We start from the raw sequence: 20,177 nt of genomic DNA, 5'->3' as shown, positions 1-20,177 counted from the left end.
GTCAGATCAGATTGCGGCCGGACTTGACGCGGCGACGCAGATCGGCGACGAGCGCTTCGCTTCCACTGTGCCGCAGGAAACGCGGGATGAACCGGTTGACGAACGAGACGAACACGAACAGATGCTCGTAACGCCGGCGGTCGGCTTCGCTCCATTCCAGATCGAGCGCTTCCCGGAAGATCGGGGGCAGGCTCCCGATGGTGAGGAAGCGCAGCAGATTCCGGAACATCAGACGCATCGGCCAGTTGATCATCTTCAGATCCACCAGGTCGATCAGGTACGCCTTGGTGGTCTCGTCGAAGACGACCCTCTCGCACGCGATGTTCCAGTACCTGTCGAAGTCGGCTCGCGTCGTCGGCCACATGTCCTCGGTGACCTGCAGGGTCGTGCCGAGAGTGGAGCCGGTGCGGTAGAACGCCTCGAGCTGCTCGTCGTCGAGCTTGCCGTGCAGCAGTTGGTACATGTCCTCGATGCCGATATACAGGCAGGCCGCGACCCACAACTGCAGCTCGCGGTTGAACGCGTTGTACTTGACCGGGCTGTTCTCGTCGGAGCGCACGAACCGGTGGGCACCGTTGACGGCCTCGCGGTAGGCCTTGCGGTCCTCGTCGTTGCCGAGGATCGCCACAGCCAGGTAGGTGGCGGTGGTGCGGGCCCGCTTCCACGGGTGTTTGACCAGCGAACCGGATTCGACCTTGCTCTCCATGACGCCGTACGCCACTTCGGGCCAGCCGAGCTGCATGATGACGTTCGCGGCGGCCCCGGCGAACGACCAGAAGTCGACGGCGTCGGAGACCTTGTGCTGCTTGCGACTCCACCGGTTGGGGCCGCTGGTGATGGTGATGCGGGTCCGGCGCGAGCTCAGTACCGGTTCCCGGTCCAGGTCGTCGAGATAGGGAGTGGGCATCGCGTGTCTCCTCGTGGTGTGGGTCAGAGTGTTTCGACGTTGTCGACGAGCCAGCGGTCGTCGACGCGGACCAGGGAGAACACCATGCGGAAACGCGAGGTGCCCCCGTCGGGCGTCGAGACGTTCGTGGCGTTCTGGTCGGCGAAGACGAGCACCGTGGCGGTGTCGCCGTCGGAGTGCTCGGCGGCCGCGTGCAGCGCCTGCGCTTCGGCGCTCCCCTGCCCCTCGGTGACGAGTTCGCGCAGCGCGTCGACCATCGATCCGTAGCGTTCGGCGAAGGCCGGCGTGGACATCTCCGCGATCCGTTCGCGGTTGGCGTCGAGGTTCTGGTAGTCGAAGGTCGACATCACCACGGCGTACTCGCGCGCCAGTGCCACCGCCTCCTGCTCGGTCTGCTCGTCGGTGCGGTGATCGACGAGGACCACGACGAGCGCTGCCAGCATCCCGAGCAGAGCGTTGATCGAGAGGATCAGCGCGACCACCAGCCCGCGGGGTTTCGACGAGCGTCGTTCGACGGTCGCGGACTCTGCGACCGGAGTCTTGTCGAGGACTGCCGTACCGGTGTCATCGTGTGCCATGAATGTTGCCTTCCAGCAGGCTCTTCCAGAAGTACAGCAGTTCGGTGCCGCTCGGGATGAGGATCGGATCGGCGACGACGGGTGGTCCGATCACCGTTCCCGGGGTGGTGCCTCCGAGCCCGAGATCGTTCGGGCGGGGTGCGTTGCGGGAGCCGCGTTGCTCGAGGTCCTGCCCCGGTGGGCAGTAGTAGTCGAGGTTCGGTTCGATCGGGGACGTGTCGCCGAGCGCGCGGCGGGGATTGTCGTAGTAGCAGGCCGGTCCCTGCGTGGCAATCAGGGCGAAGTCCGCGCGGTCGCCGTGCACGATCGATTCGAGTGCCGCCAGGCCGCGGGGAATCGCGTCCAGGCCGGTGCGCAGCGCCGCGGACCGGTCGGAGATCACCGGACCGACGGCGCCGAGGTTGGCGAGCACCGCGGAGAACGACTCCTGGTTCGCGCCGATGGCCTCGTCGGCACGGCGCATCGCGTCGGGGCCGGTGGCCATCATCGAGGCGATGCGATCCTCGTTGGCCTGTAGTGATTCGGCGACGGTCCGCGCCGACGCCATCCCGTCGACGAACTCGCTGGAGTTCTCGGCCATGGTGCCTGTCAATCCGGCCGCGCGGTCGAGCAGTTCGGCGACGGCGGGTGCGTCCTCGGCCAGCTGCGCGGAGAGCCGGTCGGCGTCGGTGACGAGACGGGCCAGGTCGGGTCCGAGTCCTTCGAAGGCGCTGCCGAGCTCCTGACCGACGGTCGAGATCACCGCGGGGTCGATGGTTTCGAGCAGATCGGCGGTATGGGCGAGCGTTTCGGAGATCTGGGTGGGCTGTTCGTCTGCGGGCATCGCGATCTCGTCGCCGTCGGAGAGATAGGGGCCGTGGTCGACACGCGGAAAGATGTCGACGTTGAGCATGCCGGCCATGGTGCCCTGGGTGATCTTGGCGTAGGAGTCGACGGGGATACGGGTGTCACCGTCGAGCGCGAAATCGATTCGGGCACCCCGGGTCTCGGGGTCGAATCCGATGCCGGTGACCATGCCCGCCTGGACACCGCGATAGGTCACGACGGTGCCCTCGCCGACACCGAGGGCGTTGTCGACCGTGGCGTGGATGTTGATGCGGTCGCCGACGCCGGTGGGTCCGACGATGTAGTAGATGCCGTAGGGCACCACGGTCAGCGCGGTGATGACGAACAGGACCAGCTGGACGACGACGATCTTCTTCATCGCTCTCCTCCGAGCAGTTCTTCCAGCGAGGCCGGTGCGGATGCGTCGTCGAATCCGGTGAAGTCACCGGTGAAATAGCCGCCGGTGAAGATCGTGTCGAGACTCTCCGGGATCTCCAGGGCACCGTCGAACACCAGGTAGTCGCCGCGGACGGAACTGTCGAAGGCGGCCATGAAGGCGTTCATGTTGACGAGGGTGGTGCCGATGCGGTCGTTGAACGACGCGAGCGTGGCGGTGATCGTGTCGGCGTCGCGCAACAGTCCGCCGACCCCCTCGGGGGTCGCGGCGGTCAACTCGTTGACGTTTGCCGCCAGGCGCGTGGTGGCGTCGAGCAGAGAGGCCATGCTCTCGCGCTGGGCCACCAGCACGTCGACAGCGCCGGCGGTTTCGACGAGATAGCGGTCGAACATCTCCTCCTCCTCGACCATCCGTCGGGTGACGTCGGCGGCGAGCGTCATGGCCTGGTCGAAGGAGGTCTGTTCGTCGATCGCGCGGGTCATCATCTCGGTGGCGGTGTCGGCGAGGGCCTGGACGCTTCCGGATCGGCCGGTGAACGCGACGTTGAGTTCGCGCACAACGGTTTCGAGTTGGGTCAGGCCGCTGCCGCTGACGACATTGCCGAGTGCGGCGAGCATCGTCTCGACCCGGGGACCGAGGTCGACATTCTGCTCGGAGACGACGTCACCGTCGGCGAGCAGCGACGAACTCGGGTTCGGTGGCGGGACGAGCCGCAGGTACGGGCTGCCCAGCGCGGACGGGATCTCGACGGAGACGAGGACATCGGACGGGACCTCGAGCTCCTCCTCGAGCGAGACCCGCACGTCGGCGCCCCCGGGCGCGGTGTCGAGTCCGGCGACGCGACCGACGATCTGCTGGCCGTAGCGCACGTCGGCTCCGAGGACCAGGCCGTCCGCGGACGGCAGTTGCACGGTGACCTCGAAGTCGCCACCACCGATGGAGCGTCCGACGGGGAGATCCTGAATGCCGTAGCCGCATCCGGACATCACTGCCGCGCAGGTGAGAGCAGCACCGACGAGGGCCGGGCCCCGCGTCACGGATCGGCGCGGTGACGCTGCAGAAACTGGGCTCACGGGTTGCCTCCTGGTTGTCCACCGGTGACCGCGCTGACGATGCCGAGCGGATCCGAGGCGCTGATCGGGAAGGAGATCGGGTTGGTGAAGCCGGCTCCCGTGCACAACGGGAGCGGGTGCTCCGCGCACAGTGGGGCCGCGACCGCGAACTGCGTCAGCGCGGTGGAGATGTTCAGACGGATGCGGCCGCGACCGTCGGGGCCGATCGTGTTGGTCAGGTTCTCCATCATCAACGGGACGAGGTCCATGAACTCGGCCAGGCCCTGCGGGTTCTCGCCGAGCGTGTCGCCGATGACCTTCAGGTTGTCGGAGATCGCACCGAAGCTCTCCTGGTGCTGAGCAACGAAGGTGTCGACCTCGTCGAACACGACCTGCAGTTGCTGCAACGGATCGGTGACGTCGAGATCGCTCTCCTCCCAGACCGCGGCGAGCGCACTGAGATCGGTGACCATGCTGTCGAGACCCACCGACCGTTCGTCGAGGGCGCGCAGCAGCATCGACAGATTCTCGACGAGCAGTGCGAAGTCCTCGCTGGATGCCCCGACGACGCCCGTGGCGGCGGCGAGATCGGCGATGGCGTCGTGGAAGGCCGCGCCGCGCCCCTCCCACACGTCGGCTCCGCTGGTGAGGACGGCGCCGAGGTCGGCGTTGTCCGGTCCCATCGTCTCGATGATCGTGGACAGGCTGTCGAGCATGTTGTCGATGTCGATCGGCGAGTGGCTGCGGTCCTTCGGGATCACCCCGCCGTCCGGGAAGCTCGGGCCGCCGTCGTAGGCGGGGCCCAGTTCGACGTAGCGTTCGCTGATGATCGCGGGGCTCATCACGTAGGCGGAGACGTCCTCGGGCAGTGTCACCTCGTCGGGGACGGTCATCGTCACCCGTACCGAGGTCCCCTGGGGTTCGATGTCGGTGACGGTGCCGACCTCCACGCCGAGCACGGCGACGGTGCTGCCCACGTAGATGCCGTTGACGTATTCGAAGTCGGCGTGGACGGTGTGGCTGCGGTCGGTGCGGCCGAAGACGTACCACGCGGGCAGTGCGATCAGGAGGAGTAGGACAAGGGTCGCCGCGACGATCTTCTTTCGTCGCGAGGTTCCCGTCGGTGTCGAGGTCACCGGCATTCCTGCATCACTCCGATCGCGCAGAGAAGATTGTCGGGAAGGACCGTGGCCGGGGTGACGACGTCCGCCCACGAACCGTTGCCCGTGGCATCGGTGACGGTGCGCAGGGCCGGGGGCAGACGGTCCATGAGCAGGCCGATCTGGTCGGCGTTGCGCTGGAGGGTCCCGGAGACCTCCACCAGGTCGGCGACGAGCCGGTCGGCGTCGGCGCGGTTGGCGGTGAGCGTCTCCGACATGGTCGCGATGACGACCCGCAGGTTGTCGACGAGCTGGGTGAGCGTGTCCTTGCGGACGACGAGGGTCTGCACGAGGGTGCGGGCGTCGACCGCATTCTGCACCAGGGTGTCCTGCTGGTCGACCGCCATCTCCGAGAGCTTCCGGGCGGTGTCGAGGAGCTGGTCGAACTGTACGCCGTGCCGCGAGAACGCGGTCGAGGCGGCGCTGATACCGGTGAGGGCACGGTCGAGCTCGTCGCTCTCCCGCGGCAGCACCTGCGACAGGGTGCTCATCATCTCGGTCATCGCGTCGAGGTCGAGATCCTCGGCGACCGCGTCGGCACCGGCTCCGATCTCGTCGAGCGAGTAGGGAACGGTGGTGCGGGCCAGCGGGATCCGGTTCGACCCGTCGTCGACTCCGGCGGGACGGAGGTCGAGATACCGCTTGCCGAGCACGGTTTCGAGCCGCACCGAGGCGGTGGAAGTGTTGCCCACGCCGCGCTGCTTGTCGAGGCGGAAGTCGACGTCGACGTGGGTGCCGGCGAGCCGGATGCCCTCCACGCGCCCGGCGGGCACGCCCGCGACGTAGACCGGATCGCCGGTGGCGAGTCCGGCGGCGTTGGTGAACTCGGCCGTGTACGGCTCGGTGCGCACCTGGTACCACACCCGCGGAAGTCCCACGGCGGCACCGAGGCCGATGACGAGGACGAAGATTCCGATGGTACCGAGTACGAGCGGCATGTGGGTGGTGTTCTGCCGTCGGCCACCGCCGAACAGGAATTCGAGGGCACCGACGAAGACGTCGATGAGCTTGACGAGGAACATCATCGGATGCGTGCCCCTCCCCCGGCTGCCGAGGCTGCGTCGCCTTCGAGGACGTGCACGAGATCGTCGATGTAGGTGATGCCCACCGCGACAAGCGAGACACCGACGACCGCCACCACGACGACGACCGTCCAGGCCGCGAACTGGGGCACGCGGCCGATGCGGCCACCGAGTGCGGTGACGAAACGCACGAGCAGATCGATGATTCGGGTGAGGGTCATCATGAGCACACCGGCGAATGGGTCGGGCCGAAGATGTTCACTTCCGCGTCGCCTGCTTTCAGGGTGAAATTGCAGAGGTAGAGACTGATGAAGCTGCCGTACTGCCCCGTGTGATTGATGTTGTCGGCGAAGGCAGGCAGGCCGGCGAGCATGCGTTCGAACTCGGGTGTCGACGCGATCCACTGGTCGGTGACGGCTCCGAACTGCTGCAGGCTGCGCGTGAAGGCGCCCTGCGAGTCGGCGATGGTGTCCGCCAGTGCGGACACGCTCTGCGCACCGGTGTCGAGGAAGGCGGCCAGTTGCTGCCCGTCCCCCACCACCGAGGCGCTGAGCGCGGCGAGCCCGTCGGTGAGGTCGCGTAGTTCGTCGTGCCGGTTGTCGAGCGAACCGAGGATGCGGTTCATGTTGATTGTGACCTCGCCGAGGATATGTTCGCGGTCGCCGAGCTGCGTCGACAGCACCGCCACCCGGTCCAGGAACCGGGCGACCGCGTCGCCTCGGCCGTTGAAGGTGTCGACCACGTTCCGGGCGAGAACGTTCACCTCCTGCGGGGGCAACGACTCGAACAGGGGCCGGAAACCGTTCATCAGGGCGGTGAGGTCGATGGGCGGGGCGGTCTGCGCGACGGGCACCACACCTCCCGGTTCGAGCATCTCGCTGTCGTCGGATCCGGCGGGGACCTCCGCCTCGGGCAGGGTCAGCGCAACATAGCGGGCGCCGAGCATGTCGCCGTACCGGACGGACGCCTCGACGTCCTTCGGGAGAGTGCGTCCCCGTTCGACCTCGACGGTGACGCGGGCGAGCGCGCGACCGTCGACGGTGTCGGCGACGTCGACCGCGTCGACCCGGCCCACCCGCACCCCGGACAGGGTCACGGGGTTGCCGGGGTTGAGTCCTTCGACATCGGTGAACTCGAGGACGTAGTTGTCGCTCGCACCCCGCACCGGCACGGCCAGCGCGTTGTAGACCAGGGTGCCGCAGACGACGCCGATGGTGCAGTAGCCGACCAGGGTCGAGACCTGGAGTCGTGTCAGTTTCACGGAATCCGTACCTCGCTTCCGCGGAAGAGGGGGGCGAGCAGTGCCGTGACCGCGGCGTGCGGTCCGGTGGGCTCCGCCGTGCTCTGTTCCGCCGGCGCCGCAGCGGGCTCGCCGCGCAATTGCTGCTCGAGAAGTTGCAGGGGGCCGGCCTCGGCGGCCGCGTTGATCACCGGCTTGGCGGCACTGTAGGAGCCGTTACCGGGGCTGTTGCAGTTCGCGCCGGTCAGAGACCCGTAGCTCGGGCAATCCGCGGCGGTGTAGGGCAGCGGGCCGGCAAAGGTCGGGACGGCGGTGATGTCGAACCGGCCACTGCCGAAGACCCGGGTCCCGGCGGCGCCGAAGGTCTCCGCGTTCGCGAGGGTGGCATAGAGGCCGTCCGGGTCGGCGCCGGTGGTCGCAAGGATCGTGCCGACCGAGTCGGTGACCGTGATCATCGTGTCCAGTCTGGGGCCGGTGAATCCGTCGACGGAGGCGGCGAGCAGGGTCGCCGCTCCCATCGTGTCGGCCAGGTCGCCGCGGTGTTCGACGATGGCCCGGGAGACCTCGGTCGCGGCGGAGAGCATGCCTATCATGTCCGGGGTCGCGGCCTGGAGCGATTCTATGACCGTGACGAATTGCGGTGTCGCGTCGATGAACCCGTTCAGCGACGGAGTGAGCTGGCCGGTGGTCACGGCGAGCCGGTCGATGGTGCGTCCGATGGTCTCACCGTTGCCGTCCAGGGCTCGCCCGAGCGCATCGAGGGCCTTGGCCATCTCCTGCGGCTGCATCTGCTCGAGCACACTCGACATGCGGGTGAACACGTCGTACATCGCGACGGCCTCGGGGCCGGTGTCGACGGCGATCGAGTCGACGTCGGCGAGTGCGACCGCCTCAGTGCGCGCGGAACTGCGGCGCGCAGCATTCTCTTCGTCGGTATCGGTCACCAGCTCGACGTAGATGTCGCCGAAGAAGGTGCGGGGCACCACGCGCACCAGGACGTCGGACGGGATCGTGCGGGAGGCGCCGACGTCGATCGCGAGTCGCACCCGCGATTCGGTGGCGCCGGCCTCGATCGAGGCGATCCGACCGATGTCGACGCCGAGATACCGGACCGGCGCTCCGGCGTTGACGAGGCCGACGGCCGAGGGCACCTCGACGAAGACGTCTTCGGTCCGATCGAGCGCACCGGTGCCACGCAGCACCATCACGGCCGCGACCCCGACGGCCACGGTGAACGCCACGGCACCGCGGACCAGGTAACTCAGTCGTTCGCGTGAACTGGGACGGTCCACGAATCACACCCCCATACCAGGAATTTCGGGAACCAGTCCCCACAGCGCGAAGGTCAGCAGCACGTCGAGCACACCGATGGACAGGATCGCCGTGCGCAGCGCCCGGCCCGCGGCGGCACCGACGCCGGCGGGACCGCCCGAGGCGTAGTAGCCGTAGGCGCAGTGCACCAGGCTGACGACCATCGCGAAGACCATGGCCTTGATGCCCGAGTACAGCAGGTCCTGCGGAGTGAGCACGAGGTGGAAGAAGTAGTCGTAGGTGCCCGCGGACGCGCCGTTGAACACCACCACGACCAGCCGGGTGGACAGGTAGCTGGCAAGCAGCCCGATCATGTAGATCGGGATGACACACACCATCGCGGCGATGGTGCGGGTGGCGGCCAGGAACGGGATCGACTTGATGGCCATCGAGTCGAGCGCGTCGATCTCGTCGGAGATGCGCATCGCGCCGATCTGGGCGGTGAAGCCGACGCCCACCTTCGCCGACAGGGCGATGGCGACGACGACCGGCGCCAGCTCGCGGGTGTTGGCCACCGCGGAGAGCATGCCCGACATCGTGGTCATCCCGACGAGTTCGAGGCCGCGCTGGGTCTCGACGCCGAGCATCATGGCTGCGGCGAGCGACATCGCGAAGACGATGCCGATCGTGCCGCCGCCGGAGAGCAGTGACTGGGTACCGAAGCTGACCTCGCTGATCTGCGCGATGACGTGCTTGCGGAATCTGCTGAGTGCGTAGGGAATCGACGCCACGGTGCGGCAGTAGAAGGTGACGTGCATCCCGAGCGTGGCCAGGTTGTCGCCGGTCTGCCGGATCGGTTGCGCCAGCCGTGTGGCCTGTAATCGGACATCGGTGCTCATCGGAACTCACCTACTGCCGGGACGATCACCGTGTACAGCGCCGACAGAACCGTGTTGACGATGAAGACGAGCGCGAAGGCGATGACGACGGCTTCGTTCACCGCGTCGGCCACCCCGCGCGGACCGCCCTTGGTGTGCAGCCCTTTGAACGTGGCGACCAGTGCCGCGAGCAACCCGAAAACCGCGGACTTCACGAGAGCCATGACGAAGTCTGCCGGGCGGCCGTACTCGGCGAAGGTCGCCATGAACGTGCCGGCGGGCAGATGCTGCACGTAGATGTGATACAGCCAGCATGCGGCGACACCACCGACCGTGACCATCGAGCACAGCGCCAACGAGACGATGACCGCTCCGACGAGGCGGGGGGCGACGAGGCGCTCGAGGATGTCGAGACCCATCACCTCCATCGCGTCGATCTCCTCGCGGATCTTGCGGGACCCGAGGTCGGTGCAAATGGCGGAGCCTGCGACGCCGGCGAGCATGAGCGCGCAGACCAGGGCCGAGGCCTGACCGACGATGATGAACGCGACGACGGCGCCCGAGTAGCCGCCGGCTCCGATGCGGCCGGCGAGTTCGCCGACGGACACCGCGATGAACACCCCCACCGGGACCATGAGCAGCAGGGACGGCCCGGTACAGACCCTCCCGATGAAGAGTGTCTGAGTGACCGTCTCGTGCAACGAAAGTCGACGTCTGAGCACCGCGGCCGCGAGGACCACGAGCGATTGGACGGCGAAGCCGATGAGATAGCCACCTTCCGTCGCGACGTCCCTGATGGGACCACGCGAGTTCGGCAACTCGTAGGTCATCTACCGGTTCCCTTCTTCGAACCCCCCTGGATGTCGGCGCCGGAAACCGCCCGTCGGCGCCGAGTGGAACTGTCCGGCCGGCGGAGCACGTCACGGTCCGAGCGCGTGAAGTGTGCCACACCCCTCCCATGCCGGACAAGAGCTAAGTGAACAACCATTCCGACGCTCACGTCATGCACACATCGGAGAAGACGAGGACCGGCCAGCACACGATCGATCCGAGGAACGAGATCACCAGATCCACCCCGTCCATGGCACCGAGATGCGAGGTGTGGGTGAGGGTCCAGATCACCCCGACCAGGCCGTACGGGATAGCGACGAGGATGACGAGTCCGATGAACTCGGCGACGGTCATCTCGTAGGACAGGATCCTGCGGGCGATGGCAAGCATGGCAGAGCCCTCCTCGATGGATGGAAGAACGAGCGGAGAACGACGGTCCCGGTCCGGGCCGGATCAGGATCGATCGAACCGGTCCGCCGGCACGACCGCCGGGAGGTTATCAGGAGCGTCCGAAATTTGTGAACGTTCATTCCGAAGGACTCCGGAGAGCCCGCCGACGCCGCGCGGGCATCGTTCGGAGAGCCCTGATGGCAACAACGAACCGGCCGCTCGGATGGATCGATGCCCCGCCGGTGTGTACTCTGCTCGCAGAATGGGTCGAGAATTCCCCCGACGGAGCGACACCGATCCTCCGTGAACGACATCCAGAATCAGTGAGGCGAACACGCGTGGTCGGCAAGACGTCCCCCGACACCGGACGACGAACCCGCCCGAAGGATCGTCGTGCGCGGATCGCCGCCGCAGCCGCCGTCGCCTTCGCCGAGCGCGGCTACCACGGTGTGAGCGTCGAGGACATCGCGACAGAAGTCGGTGTCACCAAGTCCGCGTTGTACCGGCACTTTCCGGGGAAGTACGCACTGTTCCTGAATTCGGCGCTCATGCTGATCGATTCGCTCGAGGGCGCTCTCGATTCCGTGCACGACGATCCCGCGCGCGATCCACGCGAGACCCTCCGTGCCCAGGTGTCCGCCATCGTCGCGGTGACGGTCGAGCAGCGTCGGTCGGCCGGGATCTACCGATGGGAACGCAGGTATCTCCGCGAGGAGGACCGGCCCGCCATCCGGGAACGCTCGTGGGCGGTCAACGCCCGCATCCGTCGCACACTGCAACGGATCCGGCCGGATCTGTCCGATGAGGACGCGTTCGTGCTCGTCGCGGCGATGCTCAGCACCATCGGCAGCATCACCGTGCACAATCTGACGCTGCCGCCGCGGTACATGGAACAACTCTTGCTCGATGCGTGCACCGCACTCGCCGAGACCTGCTTCTCCCCAGCTCCCGCCGCACCCGAGCGTGCCGCCGCCGCGGATCGTCCGGGCCAGGACAACATGCGGGAGAACCTGTTGCGCTCGGCGATCGTGCTGTTCCACCAACGGGGCTACAACGAGGTCGCGGTCGAGGACATCGCTGCCACGGTCGGCCTCCCCGCCTCCGGGATCTACCGTTATTTCGTTTCGAAGGCCGACATCCTCGCCGCGGCTTTCCACCGAGCGGCCGACCGACTCGAGACGGCCGTGGCCTCCGGGACGGCCGCAGCGTCCGATCCGGAGGACGCGCTGCGGTCACTGGTCTCGATCTACGTCGACCTGTCGTTCTCCCAACGGGAACTGATGTCGGTGTACTTCGCCGAGCTCGTCAACGTTCCGGATGCCTCGCGCGCCGATCTGCGACTACGACAGCGCGCCAATGTGGAGCAGTGGTCGTCCTATCTGCAGGCGATCTGCGATGGCCTGTCCGCGGCGGATGCCCGCTTCCTCATGTACGCCGCGATCAACCTGGTGCCGGACCTCGGGGTCCTGCTGGGCACGTCCGCCGCACAGCAGCAGGCGGAGAACATCCACCGGTGCATGCTCGCGGTGCTGCTGAGTCGGTCCGGTCAGGGGGTCGGCCACGACGAGGACGCCCCGCGCACGCCGACGATCGGGTCCGCGCACTGAGCGATCACGCTCAATACGCACCGAGCGGTGCCCCTCGTTGCACACTGAGCGAGATCACCCGCTGACGCCCGTAGTGCCACTGGGTGCACTCAGCTGTGATCCCCGAAAATCCTCTGTTCCAAGCTAGGTTACGTCGACCCATTGTTTTTTGCACCTTGTTGCACATAGTCTGACGGCAGAGGGACCGTTCGGAGACGAAGAAGGAACACACCATGACGCTGCCACCGATCCTGTCCGGCCCGCTGAGCGTGCCCCTGGTCGCTTCCCCGATGTTCATCGCGTCGGGACCGGAACTGGTGTCCGCCCAGTGCCAGGCCGGAGTCGTCGGGTCGTTCCCGGCACTCAACGCCCGTCCCCAGTCGATGCTCGTCGACTGGCTGCAGCAGATCACCGAGAGCAACGCCGACTACGCGGCGCGCCACCCCGAGGAGTACGTCGCGCCGTTCGCCGTCAATCAGATCGTGCACCGCTCCAACGAGCGACTCGAGCAGGACCTCGAGGTGATCGTCGAGCATCGGGTCCCCATTGTGATCACCTCGCTCGGTGCCCGCGAGGAGGTCAACGAGGCTGTTCACTCCTACGGCGGCATCGTCCTCCACGACGTGATCTCGAACGAGTTCGCGCACAAGGCGATCGACAAGGGCGCGGACGGCATCGTCGCCGTCGCCGCAGGCGCAGGCGGCCACGCCGGGACGCAGTCACCGTTCGCATTGCTCCAAGAGATCCGCCGGTGGTTCGACGGCCCCCTGCTGCTGTCCGGCTCCATCGCCCACGGCCGCTCGATCCTCGCTGCCCAGGCCGCCGGCGCCGACCTCGCATACGCCGGCACGGCCTTCCTCGCCACCGAGGAGGCTCGCAGCGCCGACGACTACAAGAACATGATCGTCGACAGCACCGCCAAGGACATCGTCTACAGCAACCTGTTCACCGGCGTGCACGGCAACTACCTGCGAGGAAGCATCGTCGCCGCCGGACTCGACCCCGACGACCTCCCCGAGTCCGATCCGTCCGCCATGAACTTCGGGTCCGGCGGCAACACCGACGCCAAGGCCTGGCGCGACATCTGGGGCGCCGGCCAGGGCCTCGGCGCGATCGAGTCCGTCGTCCCCGCCCGCGAGCTCGTCCAACGACTCCGCGACGAATACGAGCAGGCGTGGACGTCCCTCGAACGACGCCGAGTCGCCATGATCGACGCCGGATAGCGTGACCTAGGCTGACGCGGTGTCTCTCAGGTTCGCCATCCTCACCGCACTGGTCGAGCGCGACAGCACCGGTCTGGAACTGGCGCGGCGCTTCGACCGGTCGATCGGGTACTTCTGGCCCGCGACCCACCAGCAGATCTACCGCGAACTGGACCGGATGCGGGCGGGCGACCTGATCCGCGAAGTCCCGACGGACGGAAAACCCGGTCGCGGTCAGCCCCGACGTTTCACCATCACACCCGATGGTCGCCGACTGCTGCGCGGCTGGATCTCCGAGATCGAGGATCCGGACGTAGTGCGCTCCGGTGTCTCCGTGCGCCTACGCGCGGCCGCGGCGCTCGACGATCCCGACTCCGCGCGTCCCGCGTTGGAACATCAACGCGCATACCGCGCGGCGATGCTCGAGCAATATCGCACCATCGAGCAACGCGACTTCGCCGATGCTCGGGGCGACGCGCGGAGCACCCTGCAGCATCTCGTGCTCCGCCTCGGCATCCTCCTCGAAGAGACCTGGCTGACCTGGCTGGACGAGGCGCTCGACACGATCGACCGGCTCGACTCGACACCGGATTCCTCCGCCGACCGCAGCGGAACGGTCCCGTAGACCGGAACACGAGAACCGGGCCGAGGCGTACCACGCGAGGGAGGTCGACCGGCCCTCCGTTCGGGGGCCGGTCGACCTCTCTCTGCCCGTGCATTCTCGGGACTGCTCGACGACCCGCGCGGTCACACCGGTCGAGGAGCGGCGGCTTGCCTACACGGATGCAGGTCTACCTGTCACGGTGCGTTTCCGGCCTCAGGGTCGACTGCCGTCAGCGCGGTGGCCAGGGTCCGACTCGGCCGCATCACGGCCACCGTCTTGTCCCTGTCCGGCCGGTAGTAGCCGCCGATGTCGACCGGCGCGCCCTGCACTTCGTTCAGCTCCCGCACGATCGTGTCCTCGTCCCTGGCCAGCGCCTCGGCCAGCGGGGCGAACTGTTCTGCGAGTTCCGGGTCCTCGGTCTGCGCGGCAAGTTCCTGTGCCCAGTACATCGCGAGGTAGAACTGGCTGCCCCGGTTGTCGAGCTCGCCGACCTTGCGCGACGGGCTCTTGTTCGTCTCCAGCAGCTTGCCGGTCGCTGCATCGAGCGCGTTCGCCACGATCTTGGCGCGCTCGTTGCCGGTCTTGATGCCGAGGTCCTCCAGGCTTACGGCCAACGCCAGGAACTCACCGAGCGAATCCCAGCGCAGGTGGTTCTCCTCCACCAACTGCTTGACGTGCTTGGGCGCCGACCCGCCGGCACCCGTCTCGTAGAGGCCACCGCCCGCCATCAGCGGCACGATCGACAGCATCTTGGCGCTCGTACCGAGTTCGAGGATGGGGAACAGGTCGGTGAGGTAGTCGCGCAGGATGTTGCCGGTCGCGGCGATGGTGTCCATCCCGCGGATCAGCCGCTCCAGCGTGTACCGCATCGAGCGCACCTGCGACATGATGTGGATGTCGAGGCCCTCGGTGTCATGATCCTGCAGGTACAGTTCGACCTTCTTGATCAACTCGTTCTCGTGGGGGCGGTACGGGTCGAGCCAGAACAGGACCGGCATACCGGAGTTGCGTGCCCGGGTGACCGCGAGCTTGACCCAGTCGCGGATCGGCGCGTCCTTGACGGTGCACATGCGCCAGATGTCACCCGCCTCGACGTGCTGGGTGAGCAGCACCTCACCGGTCTCGACATCGACGAAGTTGGCCTCGCCCTCCTCCGGAACTTCGAAGGTCTTGTCGTGCGAGCCGTACTCCTCGGCCTTCTGCGCCATGAGACCGACGTTGGGAACGGTACCCATGGTCGTCGGGTCGAACGCGCCGTTGGTCTTACAGAAGTTGATGATCTCCTGGTAGATGCGCGCGAAAGTGGACTCCGGCATGACCGCCTTGACGTCCTTGGGTCGTCCGTCGGCGCCGTACATCTTGCCGCCCGAGCGAATCATTGCGGGCATCGAGGCATCCACGATGACATCGCTGGGGGAATGGAAGTTGGAGATGCCGCGGGCGGAATCGACCATGGCCAATTCGGGACGGTGCTCATGGCAGTTGTGCAGGTCCTGCTTGATTTCGTCGCGCTGCGTGCTGGGGAGCGTCTCGATCTTGTCGTACAGGTCGCCGAGACCGTTGTTGACGTTGACGCCCAGTTCGTCGAACAGCTTCTGATGCTTGGCGAAGGCGTCCTTGTAGAAGGTCTTCACCGCATGGCCGAAGACGATGGGGTGCGAGACCTTCATCATCGTCGCCTTGACGTGGAGGGAGAACATCACGCCCGTCTTGCGCGCATCCTCCATCTGCTCCTCGTAGAACTCGAGCAACGCCTTCTTGCTCATGAACATGCTGTCCATGATGTCGCCCTCACCCAGGTCCACCTCGGGCTTGAGGACGATCGTCTCGCCACTCTTGGTCACCAGCTCCATCCGGACCTTGCGCGCCCGGTCCAGCGTCATCGACTTCTCGCCGTGGTAGAAGTCGCCGTGCCGCATGTGCGCGACGTGGCTGCGTGAGGCCATCGACCACTCGCCCATGCTGTGCGGGTGCTTACGGGCGTACTCCTTCACCGCGCGGGGCGCGCGCCGATCGGAGTTGCCCTCACGCAGGACCGGGTTGACCGCGCTGCCGAGAATCTTGCCGTAGCGCTCCCGGATGGCACGCTCTTCGTCCGTCTTCGGGGCGTCCGGGAAATCCGGGACCTGGTAGCCCTTGCTCTGCAGTTCCTTGATGGCAGCCAGGAGCTGCGGCACCGACGCACTGATGTTGGGCAGTTTGATGATGTTGGTCTCGGGCAGCTGCGTCAGACGACCGAGCTCGGCCAGGTTGTCCGGGACGCGCTGCTCTTCCGTGAGGTGCTCGGGGAACTCGGCCAGGATCCGCGCAGGCACCGAGATGTCGCTGGTCTCGACCTCGATGCCCGCAGCCCCGGCGAAGGTACGCACGATTGGCAGGAAGGCGTAGGTCGCAAGCAACGGCGCCTCGTCGGTCAACGTATAGATAATGGTCGACTGTTTGTCGGCGCTCATTCTTGTCTCGACTCCCTACGTCAGTTCGGTCCGCCTCACGAAATGCTCCGCGTGCGGGATTGCATCGGGTATCAGGCTACGTGCGAGAACTCGAGAACGATATTTACTCGCCGGTAACTCGAACTCCGCCGACAGGCGTCGACCGCCCGCCGGGCGCCGTACCGTCGACCCCATGTCCGGTCGCGACCGAGAACGCCGCAGTCCGGCACGCCACCGATTAGATGATCCGTCGACCTGTCGTGATGCGGGTTCGCCCGGTGCGCAGCATCGCCGTCGAAAACAGGCCCCGCGATCAGCGGAAAGACTGCTGTCACAGTCGATTCCGTTGTCGAACTCGTCTTCGATCCCTTCGGCTGTCCGATGGCGGGTCGAACGCCGACACCCAGCAGATGACCTCGGCGCGGACGACCGTTCCGTCGGGAATCGAGGTTCGTCGATCGTCGCTCGAGGGAGACGACCGCGGGCCCGAGGCGAAGTCGCACGTCCACGTCGCGATGGAAAATTTCACATTTTTCGATCACCGACGGGAGCTCGTGACCGCGGCGGCATCAATCGCAGGCGGGCGCCGGAACATCCTCGAACAGCGGCGACCCGATCGGCACGAGGTACACCACGTCGAGGATCACCGGTTCCGTACCGAGATTCCGGCCCACGTGCAGGTGGTCCCGACCCGAGGGTTCGTTGATGAAATCGCCGGTCTCGAACACGACAGGCTTGCAGTCCCCTTCCGGATGCGTCAACGTGCCGGCCCGCACGAGGCCGAGCACGGGGCCATCGTGATAGTGCCAACCGGTGCTACCGCCCGGTTCGATGGTGATCTCCCGGGCGACGGCGTGCACGCCGTCGGGTACGAACGGCAGCAGTCCCGGAGGCACCTCGATGTCCACCCAGGTGACCCCTGAGATTCCCTCACTCGGGGTGGCATGGGCCCACCCGGGCACCGCCACCGTTACAGCACAGACCATCGCCGCGAGTACACCCTGCACGGAGCGCTTCATGCGCACGGACGCTACCGCCTACACGACACTGCTGCAGGACAACTCGTGCACTCGATGCACCCGTCCTCCGGTGGCCGCTCGACCGCGGCCCCGCTGCTCCATCCGTGACGGCTCACCCGGAACCCGGCGCGCCGGTAGCGTCTCGTGAATGACGAACTCGGATCACGGAGACCCCGGCGACGCTCCCACCGTGCCGCCGCCATTGACGGAAGTCGTCAACGCGACACGACCGTCTGCCGCCGAGGAAGCGCGGACGGTCGCGGCGTCGACGAACACCGGCACTCTCGCGACCCTCACGAAGGAAGGGGATCCCTGGGCCTCCTTCGTGACGTACGGACTGGTCGGAGGCTCACCGGTGTTGTGCGTGTCGCACATGGCAGAGCACGGCCGCAATCTTGCGCGCGATCCACGCGCAAGCATCGCGGTCGTGGCACCCGACCCGCAGTCCGACCCGCTCGCCGGTACCCGCATCACCCTCGCCGGGTACGTCGAGCGTCCCGAAGGTGAGGAGCTGGCCGCCGCGCGCGAAGCACACCTGGCCGCTGTCCCCGCGGCCCGCGTCTACATCGATTTCAGCGACTTCACGCTCTGGGTTCTTCGGGTTCAGCGCGTGCGCTGGGTCGGTGGGTACGGACGGATGGATTCGGCCACCGCCGAGGACTATGCCGAAGCCTTGCCGGATCCTGTGACCCCGTCGGCCGCTCCTGCGATCGCCCATCTCAACGACGATCACGCCGACGCATTGCTGACGATGGCCCGCAAGCTCGGCGGATTCCCGGATGCGACAGCGGCAACCTGTGTCGGAGCCGACCGATACGGCCTCGACCTCGATGTCACCACGCCGCGTGGGCGAGCCATGACGCGCGCCGGTTATCTGTCGCCGCTCGACTCCGCCGACGAATTACGCGCAGCAACAGTCGCTTTGGCTCGCGCAGCGCAATCACCGTGAGCACGGTCGATCCTGTGGATCGAGCATCGCTGCTGCCGTGGCCAGGTCGGATTCCTTCTCGGTGATCAGGGCGAACAATGCGTACCCGACCGGGGCCGCGTTCCAGAGATGCTCGACCTGTGCCGCCAGACCGTCGTGAACACGTCCGCCTGCATCGACATAGGCAGCGAGGGTGACCCGGAGCATCTCCTCCCCCGCCGCCCCGTACTGGATCACGAAATCGCGCGCGGGGTCGTCCACGCGTGCCGTCGTCCAGTCCAGGACACCGGTGACGGCACCGTCCTCGTCGAGCAGGACATGTGCGGGATAGATCTCGCCATGTGTCATGACCGTGTGGTCGGGCCAGCAGCTGTCGTCGTCGAGCCACTCCGCCCACGCGCCGGCGAGGGCGGGCGCGACGGTGAAGGCGTCGTGCACCCGTGTGATGTCGTCCCGCCAGGCCCGGCGTGTCCGGTCGGGTGAGCGTACTTCCACACCGACCGCATCTGCTCGTTCCGCGTCGATCGAGTGCAGGCGTGCCAGAAGACGTCCCAGCCGCCGGGCATAGCGAGGGTCGGCGGGGTCCATGTGCCAGACGGGTTCACCGGCATCGTTCAGGGTCAGTCCCGGCGCGCCCGGAAGAGCACGGTAGGCGATGAGGTCGGGCTCGTGGATCTCCCAGCGTGGCACCGCGATGCCGTCCTCGGCGAGGACGGGTCCGACCAGATCGAGGATGCGCAGTTCGTCGGCCGTCTTCGCCGACACGTCGGACCTGCGTGGGATGCGCAGGACCCACCGTCGGCCGGTGTCGTCGGACGCGAGAACGACGCGGTAGTCGAGTCCCGCCTCGTTCACCGTGACGTCGTCGGCCGACAGGTGCAGGCCGTGCCTGGCGGCGAGCGAAAGGGCATCGGTGACGTCGAACGGACTCATGCGATTCACGCTCTCATCGCCGCGTGGTTCCGGTCCATCGATTTCCTCGGGCGGTCGTGGAGGCTCCTCTGCTGTTACAGGTGGCGAACAGGTCGGCCCCACGCGCGTGTCCTGCCCCGGAATCGCCGGACACTCGTGGCAATGTCCACAGAATGCATCCGTACGACCAGGGGTTCGAGCCTCCGCAAGCATGCTCGGAGTGGTGCCGAGCGCGTTCGTTCGACCTGCAGGTGCTCGACGAAGGCGTCACCGTCGATCTGAAGTGGTGGAACAGCCACCTCGAGCGCGCCGGGCACGAGATCCGCCTCCGGGGACGGAATCTCGACGGACGGATCATCGATGACGGCGACGCGATCGTCCAACGCAACGACCTCCGCTCGGACAGTGAACTGATCGAGGCCGACCACGCGGGCCTGGGCCTGTTGTTCCTGTGCGCGGCGTGGCGCAGCGCGCATGCGCGACGACGTGGCGCTCGACGTTTTCCGGATGTCCGGGACGCACACGCCCCGAAGGGCCGGGACCGGTTCACCAAGATCAAGGGAGTCCTCGACTACTGCGCGAAGACCAAGTCCCTGCCCGACACCGCGCGGCAGACCTGGTCCGGATGGCCGGATACCCCCGGGGTCGGCGTACCACTGCTGGCGACCTATCTGTGGGCGGTCGAGGTGCGGACCGAGGCGGGCCCGGCGCAACTTCTCGATCAGCATGCGGTGTCGACGCTCGTCCACGAAGGATGGCTCGAGGATCCGTCGGTCGCGGACTTCACGCTGCGGCGCTATCTCCGGTACGTCGAACTCCTCAACATGTGGGCGTCGTTGATCGCCACGCGTCCGGAGATGGTCGAGATGTGGCTCGTCGACCGCTGGCACGCCCGTATCTGCGAAGCCCGGGACGGATCTCACGCAACTCCGCGATTGTTCTGACCCTCCTCCGATCCACCGC

The 20,177-nt window shown here is 66.9% G+C and carries 20 protein-coding genes; 5 read left to right on the top strand and 15 right to left on the bottom strand.

Translation table 11 applies throughout. The annotated features are described in order from the left end of the window. Position 1: 1 nt before the first annotated feature. The 12 genes from C6Y44_RS12705 to C6Y44_RS12650 form a co-directional block, all read right to left on the bottom strand. Positions 2-907 (bottom strand): oxygenase MpaB family protein, encoded by a 906-nt coding sequence (locus C6Y44_RS12705; RefSeq protein ID WP_159418320.1) that lies wholly within the window; start codon positions 905-907, stop codon positions 2-4. A gap of 23 nt (positions 908-930) precedes the next feature. Beyond that, complete coding sequence (locus C6Y44_RS12700; protein ID WP_159418321.1) at positions 931-1,485, bottom strand: mce associated protein mas1a; 555 nt, start codon at positions 1,483-1,485, stop codon at positions 931-933. Continuing rightward, positions 1,472-2,689: an MlaD family protein gene (locus tag C6Y44_RS12695; protein ID WP_159418322.1), complete on the bottom strand. Its 1,218-nt coding sequence runs from the start codon at positions 2,687-2,689 to the stop codon at positions 1,472-1,474. Before C6Y44_RS12695 ends, C6Y44_RS12700 begins: the two co-directional genes overlap by 14 nt. Continuing rightward, positions 2,686-3,780 (bottom strand): MlaD family protein, encoded by a 1,095-nt coding sequence (locus tag C6Y44_RS12690; RefSeq protein WP_159418323.1) that lies wholly within the window; start codon positions 3,778-3,780, stop codon positions 2,686-2,688. Before C6Y44_RS12690 ends, C6Y44_RS12695 begins: the two co-directional genes overlap by 4 nt. After that, on the bottom strand, positions 3,777-4,901 hold the full coding sequence (locus C6Y44_RS12685; RefSeq protein WP_159418324.1) for an MCE family protein: 1,125 nt from the start codon (positions 4,899-4,901) through the stop codon (positions 3,777-3,779). Before C6Y44_RS12685 ends, C6Y44_RS12690 begins: the two co-directional genes overlap by 4 nt. Further along, positions 4,892-5,944, bottom strand: a complete 1,053-nt coding sequence (locus tag C6Y44_RS12680) for an MCE family protein (protein ID WP_318653679.1) — start codon at positions 5,942-5,944, stop codon at positions 4,892-4,894. Before C6Y44_RS12680 ends, C6Y44_RS12685 begins: the two co-directional genes overlap by 10 nt. Then, the gene (locus tag C6Y44_RS12675) at positions 5,941-6,165 is read right to left on the bottom strand and encodes a hypothetical protein (RefSeq protein WP_159418325.1); all 225 of its coding nucleotides are present in this window, start codon (positions 6,163-6,165) and stop codon (positions 5,941-5,943) included. The genes C6Y44_RS12680 and C6Y44_RS12675 overlap by 4 nt, the downstream gene beginning before the upstream one ends. Continuing rightward, positions 6,162-7,202 carry an MCE family protein gene (locus C6Y44_RS12670; protein ID WP_159418326.1) on the bottom strand — a complete coding sequence of 347 codons (1,041 nt, stop codon included), beginning with the start codon at positions 7,200-7,202 and terminating at the stop codon, positions 6,162-6,164. Before C6Y44_RS12670 ends, C6Y44_RS12675 begins: the two co-directional genes overlap by 4 nt. Beyond that, the gene (locus tag C6Y44_RS12665) at positions 7,199-8,473 is read right to left on the bottom strand and encodes an MCE family protein (protein WP_225623796.1); all 1,275 of its coding nucleotides are present in this window, start codon (positions 8,471-8,473) and stop codon (positions 7,199-7,201) included. Before C6Y44_RS12665 ends, C6Y44_RS12670 begins: the two co-directional genes overlap by 4 nt. Before the next feature lie 3 nt (positions 8,474-8,476). Beyond that, complete coding sequence (locus C6Y44_RS12660) at positions 8,477-9,331, bottom strand: MlaE family ABC transporter permease (RefSeq protein WP_159418327.1); 855 nt, start codon at positions 9,329-9,331, stop codon at positions 8,477-8,479. Continuing rightward, the gene (locus C6Y44_RS12655; protein WP_159418328.1) at positions 9,328-10,140 is read right to left on the bottom strand and encodes an MlaE family ABC transporter permease; all 813 of its coding nucleotides are present in this window, start codon (positions 10,138-10,140) and stop codon (positions 9,328-9,330) included. The genes C6Y44_RS12660 and C6Y44_RS12655 overlap by 4 nt, the downstream gene beginning before the upstream one ends. A gap of 166 nt (positions 10,141-10,306) precedes the next feature. Continuing rightward, positions 10,307-10,531, bottom strand: a complete 225-nt coding sequence (locus C6Y44_RS12650) for a hypothetical protein (RefSeq protein WP_159418329.1) — start codon at positions 10,529-10,531, stop codon at positions 10,307-10,309. 323 nt (positions 10,532-10,854) lie between these two features. On the opposite strand from C6Y44_RS12650, the gene C6Y44_RS12645 reads away from it, so the two are divergent. The 3 genes from C6Y44_RS12645 (at position 10,855) to C6Y44_RS12635 (ending at position 13,944) form a co-directional block, all read left to right on the top strand. Beyond that, positions 10,855-12,138 (top strand): TetR/AcrR family transcriptional regulator, encoded by a 1,284-nt coding sequence (locus C6Y44_RS12645; RefSeq protein WP_159418330.1) that lies wholly within the window; start codon positions 10,855-10,857, stop codon positions 12,136-12,138. Between the two features lie 212 nt (positions 12,139-12,350). After that, a complete protein-coding gene (locus C6Y44_RS12640; protein WP_106199766.1) occupies positions 12,351-13,340 on the top strand; it encodes an NAD(P)H-dependent flavin oxidoreductase in 990 nt (329 codons plus the stop codon). A 19-nt stretch (positions 13,341-13,359) separates the two neighbouring features. After that, on the top strand, positions 13,360-13,944 hold the full coding sequence (locus tag C6Y44_RS12635) for a PadR family transcriptional regulator (protein ID WP_120282594.1): 585 nt from the start codon (positions 13,360-13,362) through the stop codon (positions 13,942-13,944). Between the two features lie 173 nt (positions 13,945-14,117). Here C6Y44_RS12635 and C6Y44_RS12630 read toward each other — a convergent pair whose 3' ends face one another. Both C6Y44_RS12630 and C6Y44_RS12625 read right to left on the bottom strand, forming a co-directional pair. Next, positions 14,118-16,376 carry an NADP-dependent isocitrate dehydrogenase gene (locus tag C6Y44_RS12630; RefSeq protein ID WP_159418331.1) on the bottom strand — a complete coding sequence of 753 codons (2,259 nt, stop codon included), beginning with the start codon at positions 16,374-16,376 and terminating at the stop codon, positions 14,118-14,120. Between the two features lie 548 nt (positions 16,377-16,924). Further along, positions 16,925-17,374 (bottom strand): cupin domain-containing protein, encoded by a 450-nt coding sequence (locus C6Y44_RS12625; protein ID WP_085468199.1) that lies wholly within the window; start codon positions 17,372-17,374, stop codon positions 16,925-16,927. 148 nt (positions 17,375-17,522) lie between these two features. Between C6Y44_RS12625 and C6Y44_RS12620 the strand changes: the two genes are divergently transcribed. Then, entirely contained in the window at positions 17,523-18,323 is an 801-nt protein-coding gene (locus C6Y44_RS12620) for a HugZ family pyridoxamine 5'-phosphate oxidase (RefSeq protein ID WP_085468198.1), read from the top strand. Here the strand turns inward: C6Y44_RS12620 and C6Y44_RS12615 are convergent. Continuing rightward, complete coding sequence (locus tag C6Y44_RS12615) at positions 18,315-19,235, bottom strand: macrolide 2'-phosphotransferase (RefSeq protein WP_159418332.1); 921 nt, start codon at positions 19,233-19,235, stop codon at positions 18,315-18,317. The two genes, C6Y44_RS12620 and C6Y44_RS12615, sit on opposite strands and share 9 nt — an antisense overlap. A 152-nt stretch (positions 19,236-19,387) precedes the next feature. On the opposite strand from C6Y44_RS12615, the gene C6Y44_RS12610 reads away from it, so the two are divergent. Then, entirely contained in the window at positions 19,388-20,158 is a 771-nt protein-coding gene (locus C6Y44_RS12610) for an 8-oxoguanine DNA glycosylase OGG fold protein (protein WP_085468197.1), read from the top strand. Positions 20,159-20,177 lie beyond the last annotated feature (19 nt).

The organism is Rhodococcus rhodochrous, assembly GCF_014854695.1.
GTDB lineage: Bacteria > Actinomycetota > Actinomycetes > Mycobacteriales > Mycobacteriaceae > Rhodococcus.
The sequence above is the reverse complement of the archived record's forward strand: the minus strand, read 5'-3'. Positions and strand labels throughout refer to the sequence as shown.